Below are 14461 nucleotides of genomic sequence, written 5' to 3'. Positions count from 1 at the left end.
TGATGGATGCCCTGGTGAAATGGTCGGGTTTCTCACCGGCCAAGATCAGGGAACTGCTCAAGTTTGGGAAGGGGCCGACTGTAAAGATTATGGACTTGAGGAGTAGTCGAGGCCCAAAAATTTATGGACATTGTCGGTGTCCAGGTGTGCCAGAAACGGCAGTAGAAATAGAAGTTGCTTTTGTGCGTGGCCTTGAGCAGGCTAATCTAAAAAGTACAAAACAGGCAACAGCCTTCTTACTTTCCGTAGTCCTACTTCATGAGTTTGTGCATTATGGCACTTATACGAATAACATTAATGAATACTTAATAGAATTTGGTGAACAATTTGAAAAGCAAGCATTTAGAGTGGTTATTGGGAAAGGAAATGCTGGCCAGTACTATTATGACTTTATGCAAAATTGAAAAGCTAATCCTGAGAAATGAAAAAGCTAACCTTAAAAGCACTAAGCTTAATCTTTAGCGGAATTTCCCTTCCCTTGGGATTTGCATGTCGACAAGAAGGACAAAAAACCAATGAATCTTTTTCAAAAGAAGATACCATCCAGGTCATACAAACAGCCCTTGATGATCCAGCTTTAGATTCAATATTCCGCTTGGCTTACCCAGGTAAGGCGATGAAACTGGTGAGTAATAAAATAATTAAACCAGATTATGAAATTATTTACAAAGGGCGGCAAGTTCTCATAGTCGATTATGACTCTACACTATATAACCCTACCTCTTTTCCTACACCTCCGAAATTTTATGGAAGTGTAACCTTCTTTAAAAAGGTTTCCAACAAAGAAATCATTATCTATCTTCTATTCAGAAGTATAAGTCAGACGGTAGATTTTATAATGGTTGAAAGCGATGGCCGCTGGAAGGTTAAAAGCCGATCTTTTGGCAAAATTTAACCATCAGTTCACCCCCAGCCGTATGGCGAGGGTCAATTGTTGCAGACAATCCAGTCGAAACCTTCCCTTATCCGTCAGACAATTCTATGTGCTGCTTTAGACCCTTCTGATAAGTAATGAACCGTTTGACCCTGTTGCTTTTTACAATAGCACTTGCTTTTTGGAACTGTCGAAAGCAGAAATCTACCGGGCTGACGGCCCGGGCAGATACGGTAGCCGTGCTTCAAACGTTGCTGTCTTCCAGGCACGTAGACTCATTGGTGAACGATAAGTTCGCCTTCAAAGGTCAATCATTAAAAATTCTTCGCAATGGCGTTATTCATTCAGATTATGTCCTGCATATGAACAGGCAACCGGTTCAATATACTGCTATCGATACCTCTTCGGCAGCTCAGCCCATCTGGAACAAACCGAAATTCGAGCTTGAAATTGGGAGATATGAAAACCTTCCCAATAATGAAGTCCGGGTAAGTCTTCAGTTTAACAGCGTTGGTGTGTTGTGCGATTCCAAAGTAAAAAAATAAGCGATGATAACTGGCAAGTCACCTACTTCCACGTGTATAGATTTTAAGGCTCCGGTTAAAAGGGTTACAGATACCCTCTACTTCATACTGAGCTTTACAACAATCACACAACTACTCTTCAACTGCCACCAAAGTGAGCAAACGGATCAAACACAGAAAACTGGATTATCCCGAACGGATACGACTCTAATCATTCAAACGGTGATTGATGAGCCTCAGTTAGATTCGATTCTCAGGTTGGTATTCATAGATCAGTCTTTAAGAGTCTTAAAGACTGAATTCGTGAATAATGAATATCCCTTAGAAAAGTACGGCAAGCCTGTCATTTTTACCTCAGTCGACTCAACAAACGATGACCTGATTATCTGGAATAAGCCGAAGTTCTATGCTCGTTTTGATTGGTTTAAACTCATGACAAACCACCAGGTCAGGGTAACCATTGTTTTTAGAGAAATAGGTTTATTAGCACAATATACTCTGGAAAGGAAAGGAGATGACTCCTGGCAGATTATGAATAAGGACATTTGCCCTCATGTCAAACTGGAATAGACACTTTACGACATTGTCGTTATCATTCTGTATGTTTTTGTCTCTTTCTGCCTGTCGGCAGGAACGAAAAATCAGCCGGACAGATAAAAATCCCATTGCCGTTTTTACCAAACAGGATACAACATTTATCCTTCAGGCCATTCTTGACCACCGGCCTCTTGACTCCTTATTAAGTTTCGCTTTTAAAGGCAGGCAGCTTAAGATCGTTAAAGACTCAATAATTACTTCCAATTTGCCACTCATAAAAAATAATAAGCCAGTTCTATTTGTAGAAGTTGACTCCACAAATGATGAATTAAGGCGGTGGTATGATCCGAAATTCTTCATGAGGGTCACCAAGCTGGTATTTAAATCCGCAAGTGAAGTTGAAGGAGTAGTCTATTTCAAAGCGATCGGTCTCCTTTGCGTCTATAAATTAAGTAAGGATGATGTCAGAAGCTGGAAGATTTTCTACTATCATTTTTATAGTACCTAAAGCATAAATTTTCTACCGGAGCGACAAACTTCTAAACAATGCGCTGATGATTCTTTTTTGGAAGAGGCTTTATCTTTATGTGGTTTTACTTTCCAGCCTGTTCTGCTGGTTCTGTTCCTGCCAGAAAAAGTCACGACACAATGAGGATGCTTTCTCAAGGAGCGATACCATTGCAGTTATGCAAACCGCTTTGGAAGACCCGCAGCTCGATTCGATTTTTCACTTAGCTTATTCCGGCAAAAAGATGAAACTGGTGAGCAATGAGTATCTAAAGTCGGATTACATACTCTTCTATAAGGGCACGCAGGTCCAGATAGTCGACTACGACTCTACACTGCATAACCCTACATTCTACCCAACGCCTGGAAGATTTTATGGGGAAATAGCCATATTCCGGAGGCTTCCCAACGGGGAAGTTAAAATCGTCCTTATCTTCCGCGGATCAGGCACCGCAGCCGATTTTATCGGTACCAAAAAGAATGACCGGTGGCAGATCACTAAGAGAATCTTTGGAAAGATTTAATTTCTGAAGCCCCCATGACCGTTCGCTCAATCATCGCTCTCTCCTGCGGTTTGAGCGGGAAGCCGCCCGTTTTTGTCGGAAAGCGTTTTCGTTTCACGGCCGGCGACCGTCGCTCCGGTAGTTTTGCAGGGTTGTTTACATCCACACCGATCGTGAAAATCCATGGAACGCCTTGCCAATCTGCTATCCAACTCCCTGAGAAGCACCAGTCCGGCCGACCGGAATGCCGTGCTGATTCCTATGCTTACCGGTTTTCTCTTTCTGGGAATTACCCTGGCCGTCGTCTGGCTCTGGGCCAGCGGACAACCGGCCGAAACGCTGTGGGTTAGCCTGACCCTCTGGTCGGCGCTGCTGGTGGCCGGCTGCTCGTTCGTGCTGCTGACGCTGGGCGAGCGGCCATAGGCCCCGGAGCCGCCCGTTTCAATACCAGCAGGGGAGCGCCGTTGACGCCGGCCGCCACCTCCGAATCGTTCAGCCGCGCCAGACCGCGTACGTCGCCCCGCACTCCCGCATTGGCCCGGAACCGGAACGCTCCTTTTACGTTCTCGAAAACCGGCAGATAGGACGCGTCGGACCGGCCGACCCGCACGCGCGCATGCGACAGATTTCCGCCCGCCAGCAGATCCAGGTCGCCGTCGCCGTCGAAATCGAACGGCTCCAGGGCGAACACGGGCGCAAACTGGGCTTCCGGCGGCAGCGGATGCGGCACGAAGCGGTTGTCTTTGTTTTCCCAGTAAGTCGTGTTCAGCCAGCGGGCGTCGAGCTGCCGGGCGTCTTTCCGTTCGTCTTCAGTAAACAATTCGCTCATCGAGGCATTCGCGTATTTGGTATAATCGGTGAAGCGGCCCCGGAGCGCATTGACCTGACTCAGAGCCTCATCCCGGCTTGCGTATGGGTAGCTTTTGCCTTTGACGAAATACGACAGGAAGGGGTCGATCTGGCCGTTGCCGTCGAAATCCTTGTATTGCAGCGTCACAGGCTGCTTCTCGGAAGCCTGCATCTGGGTGTTCCGCCCGTAGTTCCCGGCCACGAAATCCGTATCCCCGTCGCCGTCGAAATCGGCCGCGGTCAGGCAGTTCCACCAGCCGTCGGTGCCCGCCGGAAGCCACTGCGCCGACTGGTCGGTCAGGCGGCCGTTCCGGTTCATCAGAACGGTCACCGGCATCCACTCGCCCACCAGCACCAGGTCGGTCCGGCCGTCGCGGTCGAGGTCGGCCGGGCGGGCGTCGCAAACCATGCCGGTCAGCGAAAGGGCTTCCGCGGCTTCCGTAAACCGGCCTTTTCCGTCGTTCTTCAGCAGCCGGCTGGGCGCCGAAAGCGGATATTTACCGGGAACGAACCGGGTACCGACAAACAGGTCCTGATCGCCGTCGCCGTCCACATCGAGCGGCACCACACACGAGCCGGCCGCCGTCTCCTTCGGCACCGCGCCGGCCATCTTCACGAAATGCCCCTTTCCGTCGCCCCGATAGAGCCGGTCCTGAAGCAGCAGGTCGTTTTCGCTGAACAGATACCCGCCACTGACCACATAGAGGTCCAGATGGCCGTCGCGGTCGGCATCCAGGAAGGTAGCGGCTTCGTCCTGGCCCGCCCGGTCGGCCTCGAAGGCCGGAACCGCCTGCCTCCGGAGGAAACCGTCGGCCTGCTGAAGCCAGAGCGTACCGGGCTGGTTCTTCGGCCCGCAGACGTATACATCCGTCCGCCCGTCGCCGTCGACGTCGCCCGAAGCCAGTTTCGGACCGCTGTAGGAATATTGGTACGGCAGCAGAATCTGTCGTTTGAAATCATTGGTATCGGCCGGCGTGTGCGCCCAGCCCGACTGCGGCACCACCGTAAGAACGGGAGCCTCCGGTTCGGGCCAGACAAAGCGTTGCGCGGCTTGTTCGTAACGGGCTTCCAGCGTGGTGCGGGCGGCAACGTTCCGAAACGTCCGGCTGCGGCCGTCGGCCCAGACCACGCGCACCGAGTCGGCCCGTCCGGCGGCTCCCAGTCCGAAGTGCAGGGGCCCATAGATCGACGACTGAAAGCCGCGCACCGGCACGAACTCCTGCACCTGCATGCGCCCTCCGGCATACACCCACACCCGGCTGCCGATGAGCCGGGCCGGCTGCGGAGCGGTCAGCTTCACCGTCAGAAAGCCGATTTTCTCCTGCTCGGCGGCATGGTTCCGGTATACGCCCGCTTCCTCGTTGACCTTGTTGACCACCAGATCGAGGTCGCCGTCGTTGTCGAGATCGGCATATACCGCCCCGTTCGACTGCGATTTCTCGCCCAGCCCCCAGTCGGCGGCCTTGTTCTCGAACGTCAGGCCGTCCTTATTCCGGAGCAGGTAATTCGGCTCGTCGATGGACGGCATTTTGGCGATCACCTCCATCGGGTCGGGCTGTTTTCCGGTCTGCCGGGCGCTGATCTGCTCGTCCATGGTGTACTTCAGAAACTCCATGTTCGTGTAGTCGCGGGCGTAGCCGTTGGTGACGAACAGGTCTTTCCAGCCGTCGTTGTCCACGTCGGCGAACAGGGCCGCCCAGCTCCAGTCGGTGTTGGAGACGCCCGCCAATTGCCCGATCTCGCTGAACATCGGGGTGCCGTCCGGGGCCGTACCGGTATTCACCTGGAGCATGTTGCGCATGGTCTGGTCGTGAAAACCGGAGTTCAGCAGCATACGGTATTTGTCGTAGTTGTCGTCGCCCGAGGTCAGCTTGATGCGCTCGTTGGTTTCGGGGAGCATGTCGAGCGTGATGAGGTCGATGCGGCCGTCGTTGTTGATGTCGGCGGCATCCGAGCCCATCGAGTAGAGCGACACGTGGCCGGTGGCGTCGCGGACGGCTTCGCGGAACGTGCCGTCGTGGCGGTTCAGGTAAAGGTAGTCGTTTTCGTTATAGTCGTTGGAGACGTAGAGGTCCGGCCAGCCGTCGTTGTTGAAGTCGCTGACGGCCACGCCCAGCCCGAAACTCAGGACGTTGGAAACGAAACCGGCGGATGGGCTGACGTCCGTAAAGCGGCCGTTGTCGTTCCGGTACAGCTTGCTGGCGTATTCCGGGTTCTGCTGGCTGCGGTAGTCGGCGATGGCGCGGCTGAAACCGGCGTACTGCTGCACGGAGTGGTTCAACAGAAAACAGTCCAGATCGCCGTCTTTATCGTAATCGAAAAAAGCCGCCTGGGTCGTATAGGCCGGGTCGTCGAGGCCGTATTCGGCGGCTTTCTCCGTGAAGGTCAGGTTTTTGTTGTTGATGAACAGGCGGTTTCGGCGCAGGCGGGTTTCGGCGGCCGCCGAGCGGCAGACGTAGATATCGAGCCAGCCGTCGGCGTTGATGTCGACGAGGCTGACGCCGGTATTCCAGCCGTCGGCGGCCGCCACGCCCGCTTTTTCGGTGATGTCCTCAAACTCGAAATCGCCTTTGTTCAGATATAGCCGGTTGGGCGAAATATTACCGGTAAAATACAGATCGATCAGCCCGTCGTTGTTGAAGTCGCCGGCGGCCACCCCGCCCCCGTTGTAGAAATAGCCGTATTTCAGGACGTTGAAGTCGGGCGACTCCTCCAGTTTGTTACTGAAGGTAATATTGGTTTCCGACGCGTCGAGCTTTTCAAACAGCGTATCCGACCGCCGGCAGGAAGCCACCGACAGGAGCACCAGGAACCCGCTGAGCAGCAGCGGTTTTTTTATGAATTTCCAGGACATCATCTGGTTCATTGGACGCGTATTGTTTGTAATTCCACCAACCAAAAGATTAGGGGGTGGTCAGCGTCAGAAACGCCTTCAGTACCTCGGCGGCCCTCCCTTTGGCGTCGGGCAGCAGTCGCTCCGCGATCCGCCGGTAGTCGCGCCCGGCCGACTTCGCCAGCACCGAAAGGCGGTTATTCAGCGGGTCGGTGGGTTCGTCGGGATTCCGGTAGGTCTGAAGATACGCAAAGTTTTTCTCAGCTTCCTTCCGGTTTTTCAACTGGTCGAATGCGTAGGCCGTCAGAAAGCGCGTCAGGCGGTTATCGGGGAAATACGGCTCTCCGGAACCCAGACGCTCGGGCCAGGTTTCGGCCGCCTGTAAATACCGCACAGCCTCTTTCCACTTCCGGGCCTTCATCTGCTCCAGGGCATACAGGAGGTTGGTTTCCCGAAACAGGCCGTGGGCGTCAGTGGCCCCTTCGGCCGGGAGCATGGACAGGCGGGCGAGCAGGGCCAGAGCCTCGGCATACCGCCCGTTCAGCCGGAGCATCCGGGCATATTCCAGCCCCAGCACAGCGTTGTCGGGGTGAGCGCGGGAGTTGGTTTCGGCCAGGGCCAGCGCCTTGGCCGGCTGCTTGCGGTCGACGTAATACCGCCCCAGCCGGAAGCCCGTCCGCCAGGAGGAAGGCTCCATGCGATACGCCTTCTCCAGCGCGGGAAGCACTACCGCCGAATCGCTTTCAAACAGCTCGGCCTTAGCCAGATAGAACGGCATGAAATCCGGTTCGTCACCGCATTCGGCGAAGAGGGCTTTGGCCCGCTCCGGCTGGTTCAGCTGCCGGCGGAGGAGGGCTTCATAATACCGCCATTTCCAGTCCGGCCGGCGCTGCTGCGCCCAGGCCAGCACCCCGGCGGTTTCGGGCCGGAACGGAAAAACCATGGCTGGAGACGCTTTCAGGGCGGCTTCCAGGCCCTTCATGGCCGCTTCCCGTTGGCCGGTGCGGTCCAGCAGGTGAGCCTGCCAGATCTGCACCATCGGATGCGCCGGTGCCAGGGCCAGTACCCGCAGGGCCTCGTCGGTCAGGTGCAGACCGGCGTAGTGAATTGCCAGTTCGAGGTACGTTTCCTGGGGTAACTCCTGCCGGATAAGGCCGACAAACTCCTGTTTATCTTCTTCTTTACCGGAGTTTAGATACTTCTCAAACCGGGCCGCGTGGTTCAGCGGGTCGCGGGTAAGCTGCTCCTGAATCAGCGCCTTTGCCACCTCGGATTTGCCCTGTTTGCGGGCCAGCACGACGGCCAGGTTGCGGGCGGCTTCGTTCTGCGGGTTGGCCTGAAGCGATTGCCCAACCGGTTCCTGCGCCCGGCTCCAGTCTCGCTGCCGGACCGCCTGATACGCCAGTCGCAGCAGAGCCCCCGACCGGAATACCGGCGACAGCGCGGCCGCCGAAAAGCCGTCTTTCACGTCCGCTTCGTGCCCGGTCTTCTCCGAAGCGAGCGCCCGGTAGAAGTTGGCTTCGGGGTCGTAGGTATCGACAGCCAGCGCCCGACCGGCCAGCGTCCGGGCTTCTTCGTAGGCCCCCTGCCGGTAACGGATGGCCGCCATACGGCTCAGGGCCGGAACCAGGCTCGGATTCTTCTGAATCGCCTGATTCAGATACGTTTCCGCTTCGGCATCGTTCCGCTGGCGCATCAGGTCGGTTCCGCGCAGCAGCAGCCCGTATTCCGACTGCCAGTCGAAACCGGCCGGGGTCTGAAGCGGCCGGTCGAGGGCGAAAGAGCCGCCGGGTTTTACAATTTCGCTGCCGAGTTTCACCGTCAGCGGCTCCGGATCGCCGGACCGGCGGACCGAATCACGGAACACCTCCATCGGTCTCAGCGTGAGTCTGCGGCTCAGGAGCGGTTTTTCTCCGTCCAGCACCCGGAGCGTGTCGGATTGCGGTTCGAGCGCCATCCAGTCGATTTTAAGCCACTCGCCCTCGACGCGCAGGTTCAGCGCCCCGCGCGGAGAAGCCTGCGTCAGCCCGCGGGTCCGGCGAACGGGAAACCAGTATTCCGTCCAGGAATCGGTCGTATAAGGCGCGAATCCGACGTGTTTGAACGGGCTGTACATGCTCTCCGGGGCCGCCTGGTTGAACAGCCGCCCGGACTGAAGTTCGACGTACTGCCCGTCGGTATCGGACAGCAGTTTTTCCCAGATCATGCCCTGCCGCGACAGGCCCCAGACCCAGACTTTTTTGCCCATTTTCCCGAAATAAGGCGAATAATGACCGAACCCCAGGTCGTCGCGGTGCCAGTAGGCGCCGTAGAAGTCGGTGGGTTTGCCCATGACGTGGTACGATTTGTAGGAGCCGAAGTTGTTCTGCTCGTAGAGCGACAGTTTCCGCCCGGCCGAATCCACCGGCCAGGGGGCCGCCTGTCCTTCATGGCCGATGTAGTGCGTACCCGGAAAAACGAATTCCAGATTCCCGGTCGCCCGGAATCCGGCGTTGGTCCAGTGGTAATAGGAGGTTTCGAGCGGGGTGTCGTTGGTCCACCACGAGCGGGTCGTAAAATAGGCTTTGTCGGGGGCGAGGTTGATTTCGACGCGCCAGGTGGTCCGGGACGACCAGTCGGTGGCGCCGATGAAACAGCTCACGCTGCCGTCGGGGTTGGTGCGCGTCACGTAATCGACGGGCGTGGAGGTGGTCGGTGCGTGGCCGAAATCGCCGAAGTTGAACTCGATGCCGCCCGAGGTCCAGGCACCCCGCATGGCCACGTCGCGGAACTTGACGACGTGGTTGAAATACACGAACGGAAACTCCTGCGACTTCTCGTAAGCGCCCCACACCTTACCGCCGATTTCGGGCATGACGGCCAGCCGGATGTAGTCGTTTTCCAGCTCGACCATCTTCCAGGGCTGCGGACGGCCCCGGTCGGTGTAACCGTCGAACCGGAAGTAGGGATAAAACCGCCCGGGCCGGGCCACCGGATCAGGGTCGGAATACGGATAGGTCGTCAGGGTTCGGGTCGTCTCCTGAATGCGGGCCTGCTGAGCGAAGGCGGAGACGGAAAGCAGCAAAAAAAGAAGCAGATACCGCATATAAAACAAGTTTGCCAATGCGGAAGCGAGGCCCGCATTGGCAAAACACGTTGTTCACTTATCCATTAATTTTTGTCCCACCAGAGCGGGGTCGTGACTTTATCCGGTCCGCCGAGCAGGCCGGCGGCCTTGATGACTTCGGCCGAGTTGGTCTGCCTTTCGACGTCGAGGAACGGAATCCGGCGCAGCACCCCACCGGCCGGGATGTCCGGATTGTCGGAGTTGGCGACGGGGTACAGTTTCGGGTAGCGGGTCCGGCGGTATTCGGCCCAGCCTTCAAAACCGTCGGGGAAGAGGGCCAGCCATTTCTGGGTAGCGATCTGCTCCCGCTGAACGGCTTCCGTCGCACCCCAGGCGACCGGCACGTTGCTCAGGGCCGGCGATTTCAGGAAGTCGTTGGGCGCCACCGGCGTTTTGGTGCTGGCCTGGTAAGCCTTGATGGCGGCCGCGTCGGCGATGCCCCACTGCTTCATCGAGTTCTCGATGCCTTTTTCGTAGAAGTCTTTCGCTGTTCCTCCCATGTTCCAGCCGTTCACGGCGCCTTCGGCCCGCAGGAAGTAGGCTTCGGCGACGGCCATCACGTTCTGCGGAGTTTCCAGCCCGGCGGAGGTCCAGCGCTGCCCGACGTGCGAGTTATAGTCGGCGGTGTTGGAGGGATCGGTGAGCTGGGTGGCGGTCAGACCGTTGCGCAGCCCTTCGAAGGTGTTGGTTTTCACCGCCGGCAGAAAGTACACCGGCATCCGGGGGTCGTCGTAGCCTTTCAGGACGGATTCCATCGAGGCACTCATCCGGAACTCGTTCCAGTCGGACATGATCGACAGACCGTTGAAGTCGTTGCCTTTCGCGCTCCGTTTCACCAGGGCGTCTTCGTCGGGGCTGGTCGTCAGGACCCCGCCGGCTACGGCGGCTTCGGCCTGGGCCTTCGCTTTGGCCGGGTCCACCTTGGAGATCCGCAGAGCGAGCCGCAGCCGGAGCGTATTGGCGAACTTGATCCATTTCGCCACGTCACCGCCGTAGATCAGGTCGAACGCACCGAACGGTTTTTCGCCGGTCTTGCCTTTCAGCACCGTCGTGGCGGCATCGAGCCGCTTGAAGAAGTCGTCGTAGATGGCCTGCTGCGAATCATACGGCACCGACTGGGCGGGTTCGCCGGCCTTGAAGTACGGGATCGGCCCGATGTGGTCGGTCCAGCGGTGGAACACCCACACCCACCAGATGTTGGTGATGGCGTTCTCGGCCGAACTCGCGTCGGTGTTCTCCAGGATGGTTTTCATCTGGGGCACGGCTTCCGTGTAGATCGAGTTCCAGGGACCGGAGAGCCAGTCCATCCGGATCACGAAGCGGTCGGACGGGAAATAGGTGGCCACGCAGGCAAAATACTGCGCATACTGGTCGGAAAACAGGTTCTGCCCGACCTGGTAGACGTAGGCGCTGAGCGTTCCCGACGACTGGGCTTTGGCAAACAGATACGGAATTTCGCTCTTGCCGATCACCGAAATTTTGGTTTTGTCGGTGTTGATCTCCTCGAATTTATCCGTACAGCTGATGCTCCAGATCACCGGAACCGTCATGCAGGTGATGGCAAGCGCTTTGTGAATGAGATTACTGAATGTCTTCATAAGATGTCTTCAATTACTGGGATATTCGGATCAGAAAGACAGTTTGAGGTTCAGACCCACGGTGCGGTTGGCGGGCAGCGTGCCGTATTCCACGCCCTGGAAGTTCCCGTTCCCGAGGTTGATGTCCGGATCGAACCACATGGTCCGCTTGCCGATGCCCGGAATGTCCAGGGTGGATTTGCCCCGGTAGATCCAGAGCAGGTTGCGGGCCACGAACGAGAGCCGCATCGACTTGATGAACTGGTTCGACTTGATCGGAATGCCGTAGCCTAAGGAAAGCTCCCGGACGCGGAAGTTGGTGGCGTCGTAGGTGAAGAACTCACCCCAGCCGTAGCGTCCGCCCGACACCGTCCGCCAGAACGTTTCGGCGTTGATCGCCTTGGTGTTCTGCTCGCCGGTGGTCGTCACGCCCGGCAGAATCCAGCCGCCCTCGCGGAAGGAGGAGGTCACTTCCGGAATACCGCTGGAAGCGAGGTTCATTTCCGTACCGGAGGTCACCACCCCACCGACGCGGCCGTCGACCAGCACGCGCAGCGAGATGCCCTTGTAGGTGAAGGTGTTGGTCAGACCCATCAGGAATTTCGGGTTGAAGTTGCCGATCGCCACCTGCTCCGTGGTTGCCACCGGGCGGCCGTCGTTAGTGACGACGTACTGGCCGCTCGCATTGGTCAGCCAGCGGTAAGTGAGCATATCGCCGTACGAGCCGCCTTCCTCGACCACCGGCGTCGCCGAACGACCGTAGCCGCCCGCCAGCACCGAACGTTTCACTTCCGGCGAAAGCCGCTTGATCTTGTTTACGTTCCGTCCGAGGTTGAAGGTCAGGTCCCAGGTGAAGCGGTCGTTGCGGATGGCGGTGCCGTTGATGACCAGTTCGATCCCGCTGTTCTGAATGTCGCCGGCGTTGATGTACTGCCGCGAGAAGCCCGAAGCCGGCGCCAGACCCAGCGTCAGCAGCTGGTTGATCGAGTTCGATTTGTAGACGGTCAGGTTGGCTCCCAGACGGTTGTCCATGAACCGGGCATCCACCCCGAATTCGAGGCTCTTGGTGATCTCCGGTTTCAGGTTGCCGATGGCCTGCGTTCCGTCGCGGCTGATGAAGCCCGTGCCGGCTCCCTGGCTGTAGGAGTAGTTGGTCCGGAGCAGGTAGGGGCTGGCCGCGTTCCCCACCTGAGCGTAGGATGCGTTCACCTTCAGGAACGAGAGCGCCCCGTTCATCTTGAACAGATCCGACAGGATGGCCGACACGCCGACCGAGGGATACTGGAACGAATGCGGTTTCGGCAGCGTCGAGGCCCAGTCGTTGCGGAGGCTGGCGTCGATGAAGACGGCGTCCTTGAACGAGATCGTGGCCTGGCCGAAGATCGACTGCGTCTGCGAGCGGGAGAAGTCGTCGCCCAGCGTCTGAGTCGAACCGAAGTTCAGGTTGAAGCGGTTGGCGATGTTCAGCCCGTTGGCGTTGCTGCGGGTCCGTTCGAAGCGCGAATCCTGGAGGATGGCCCCCACGCGGTAGTCGATCTGGATGCCGCTGGTGATGGCGTTCTTGCCTTCCAGGATCAGGTCGAACCACTTCTGGGTGGTGATGATGTTCTCCCGGGCAAAGGCACCCCCCGGCTGTGACGCCCACAGGACGGTCCCCTGCGAGTAGCTCTGCTCGTTCTTGTCGAAATACTTGTCGAGGTTGGCCCGGGCCTGGATGCTCAGGAACGGAGTGAGCTGATACCGGCCCGTCAGGAAGCCGATCACCCGGTCGCGACGCTCGTTGATCGAGGTGCGGTTGATCATCCAGTACGGGTTCTGGTAGATCGACGCCAGGGTCGAAGGCCAGGCCGTGGGCGTCGGCACGCCGAGGTTATCCGTCCTTTCGTAATTTTTGGCGTCGTCGAGGCTGATGTTCCGCGAGATCTGGTAGATGTCCATCACCGGGGCGTTCTCCTCACCGGTCCGGGGCTTGTTGTCGATGCCCTGGTTGATGTAGGTGATTTTGGCGTCGGTGGAGAGCTTGCTGCTGATCTGGTTGGTCAGGCGCAGGTTGATCGTGTGCCGCATCAGCTGGTTACGAGGGACGGTTCCCTGCAACGCGTTGTTCGTATACGACAGGTAGGTCTGGCTTTTCTCCGAGCCGCCCATGACGCTGATCGAGTTGTTGAACCCGGCCGCCGTCCGGAAGAAATCCCGGATGTTGTCGGGCTGCGGGGAGTAGGTCCGCTGCTGGCCGAGGTGGTTGGTGTAGGTCTGGCCGGTCATGGCCGCGCCCCAGCTTTCGCCCTTCTCGACGTTGATCTGCCCGCCGACGCCCTGGCCGTACTGGTTCTGCACCCTCGGCAACGCAAACGGCCGGTCGAACGACACGCCGGAGTTGAGGTCGACCATCACGCGGCCGGATTTCCCGCGCTTGGTGGTGATCAGGATGACGCCGTTGGCGGCCTGGCTGCCGTAGAGGGCCGCGGCCGAAGCGCCCCGCAGCACGGTCACGTCCTCGATGTCGTCGGGGTTCACGTTGGAGGCCCCGTCCGTTCCGGCCACGGCGCCGAAGTCGCTGGTCGGAATGCTGTAGGTACTGTTGTTGATGGGTACGCCGTCGACCACGACCAGGGCGTTGTTGGTGCCCTGGATGGACCGGTTACCCCGCAGAACGATCCGCGAACCGCTGCCGACCCCGCCCGAACCCTGGGTGATGTACGCACCGGCGATCTTGCCCTGAAGCGTGTTCAGAACGTTGGCGTCGCGCACTTCGTTGAGCTGCGCCGGTTTGATCGACTGCGTCGCGTAGGTCAGCGCCTTGGCTTCGCGCCGGATCCCGAGGGCCGTGATGACGACTTCGTTCAGTGTCCGGTCGTCGGGAGCCAGGGAGAGGTCCAGCGTGGACTGATTCCCGAGCGTCACCTCCTGGCGCTGGTAGCCTACATACCCGAACACCAGCACGTCGCCGGCGTTGGCCCGAAGCTGGTAGGCGCCGTTCGCGTCGGTAGTCGTACCCCGCGTCGTGCCCTTGATGACTACGTTCACCCCGCCGAGCGGCTGGGCGTTCTCATCCTTGACGGTACCACTGACCGTTCGTTCCTGAGCCATCGCCCAGGAGGTTACCAGAAGTACCAGAAATAAGTACAGGAAATGTTTCTTCATACTGGTC

10 protein-coding genes are annotated in these 14461 nt (G+C 57.8%); 6 read left to right on the top strand and 4 right to left on the bottom strand.

The window, feature by feature from the left end:
- The 6 genes from DX909_RS17470 to DX909_RS17445 form a co-directional block, all read left to right on the top strand.
- Window positions 1-404: hypothetical protein (locus tag DX909_RS17470; protein ID WP_128546474.1), on the top strand; the 404-nt coding region annotated here is incomplete at its 5' end.
- Between the two features lie 17 nt (window positions 405-421).
- Window positions 422-895, top strand: coding sequence for a hypothetical protein (locus DX909_RS17465; RefSeq protein WP_128546473.1), 474 nt, complete (start codon window positions 422-424; stop codon window positions 893-895).
- Window positions 896-1011: 116 nt separating this feature from the next.
- Window positions 1012-1419 (top strand): hypothetical protein, encoded by a 408-nt coding sequence (locus tag DX909_RS17460; RefSeq protein ID WP_128546472.1) that lies wholly within the window; start codon window positions 1012-1014, stop codon window positions 1417-1419.
- A 580-nt stretch (window positions 1420-1999) separates the two neighbouring features.
- Window positions 2000-2443 (top strand): hypothetical protein, encoded by a 444-nt coding sequence (locus DX909_RS17455; RefSeq protein ID WP_164851319.1) that lies wholly within the window; start codon window positions 2000-2002, stop codon window positions 2441-2443.
- Window positions 2444-2489: 46 nt separating this feature from the next.
- Window positions 2490-2966: a hypothetical protein gene (locus DX909_RS17450; RefSeq protein ID WP_128546470.1), complete on the top strand. Its 477-nt coding sequence runs from the start codon at window positions 2490-2492 to the stop codon at window positions 2964-2966.
- 162 nt (window positions 2967-3128) lie between these two features.
- Window positions 3129-3368: a hypothetical protein gene (locus DX909_RS17445; protein ID WP_128546469.1), complete on the top strand. Its 240-nt coding sequence runs from the start codon at window positions 3129-3131 to the stop codon at window positions 3366-3368.
- Here the strand turns inward: DX909_RS17445 and DX909_RS17440 are convergent.
- From DX909_RS17440 to DX909_RS17425, 4 genes are all read right to left on the bottom strand, one after another.
- On the bottom strand, window positions 3292-6660 hold the full coding sequence (locus DX909_RS17440) for a VCBS repeat-containing protein (protein ID WP_229311088.1): 3369 nt from the start codon (window positions 6658-6660) through the stop codon (window positions 3292-3294). The genes DX909_RS17445 and DX909_RS17440 overlap by 77 nt on opposite strands.
- A 37-nt stretch (window positions 6661-6697) precedes the next feature.
- Window positions 6698-9712 (bottom strand): DUF5107 domain-containing protein, encoded by a 3015-nt coding sequence (locus DX909_RS17435; RefSeq protein WP_128546468.1) that lies wholly within the window; start codon window positions 9710-9712, stop codon window positions 6698-6700.
- A gap of 65 nt (window positions 9713-9777) precedes the next feature.
- Window positions 9778-11331, bottom strand: coding sequence for a SusD/RagB family nutrient-binding outer membrane lipoprotein (locus DX909_RS17430; protein ID WP_128546467.1), 1554 nt, complete (start codon window positions 11329-11331; stop codon window positions 9778-9780).
- Window positions 11332-11361: 30 nt separating this feature from the next.
- Window positions 11362-14454, bottom strand: a complete 3093-nt coding sequence (locus tag DX909_RS17425) for a SusC/RagA family TonB-linked outer membrane protein (RefSeq protein ID WP_128546466.1) — start codon at window positions 14452-14454, stop codon at window positions 11362-11364.
- Window positions 14455-14461 lie beyond the last annotated feature (7 nt).

It is taken from the genome of Larkinella soli (assembly GCF_003703975.1).
In the GTDB taxonomy this organism is placed as follows: Bacteria; Bacteroidota; Bacteroidia; order Cytophagales; family Spirosomataceae; genus Larkinella; species Larkinella soli.
The sequence above is the reverse complement of the archived record's forward strand: the minus strand, read 5'-3'. Positions and strand labels throughout refer to the sequence as shown.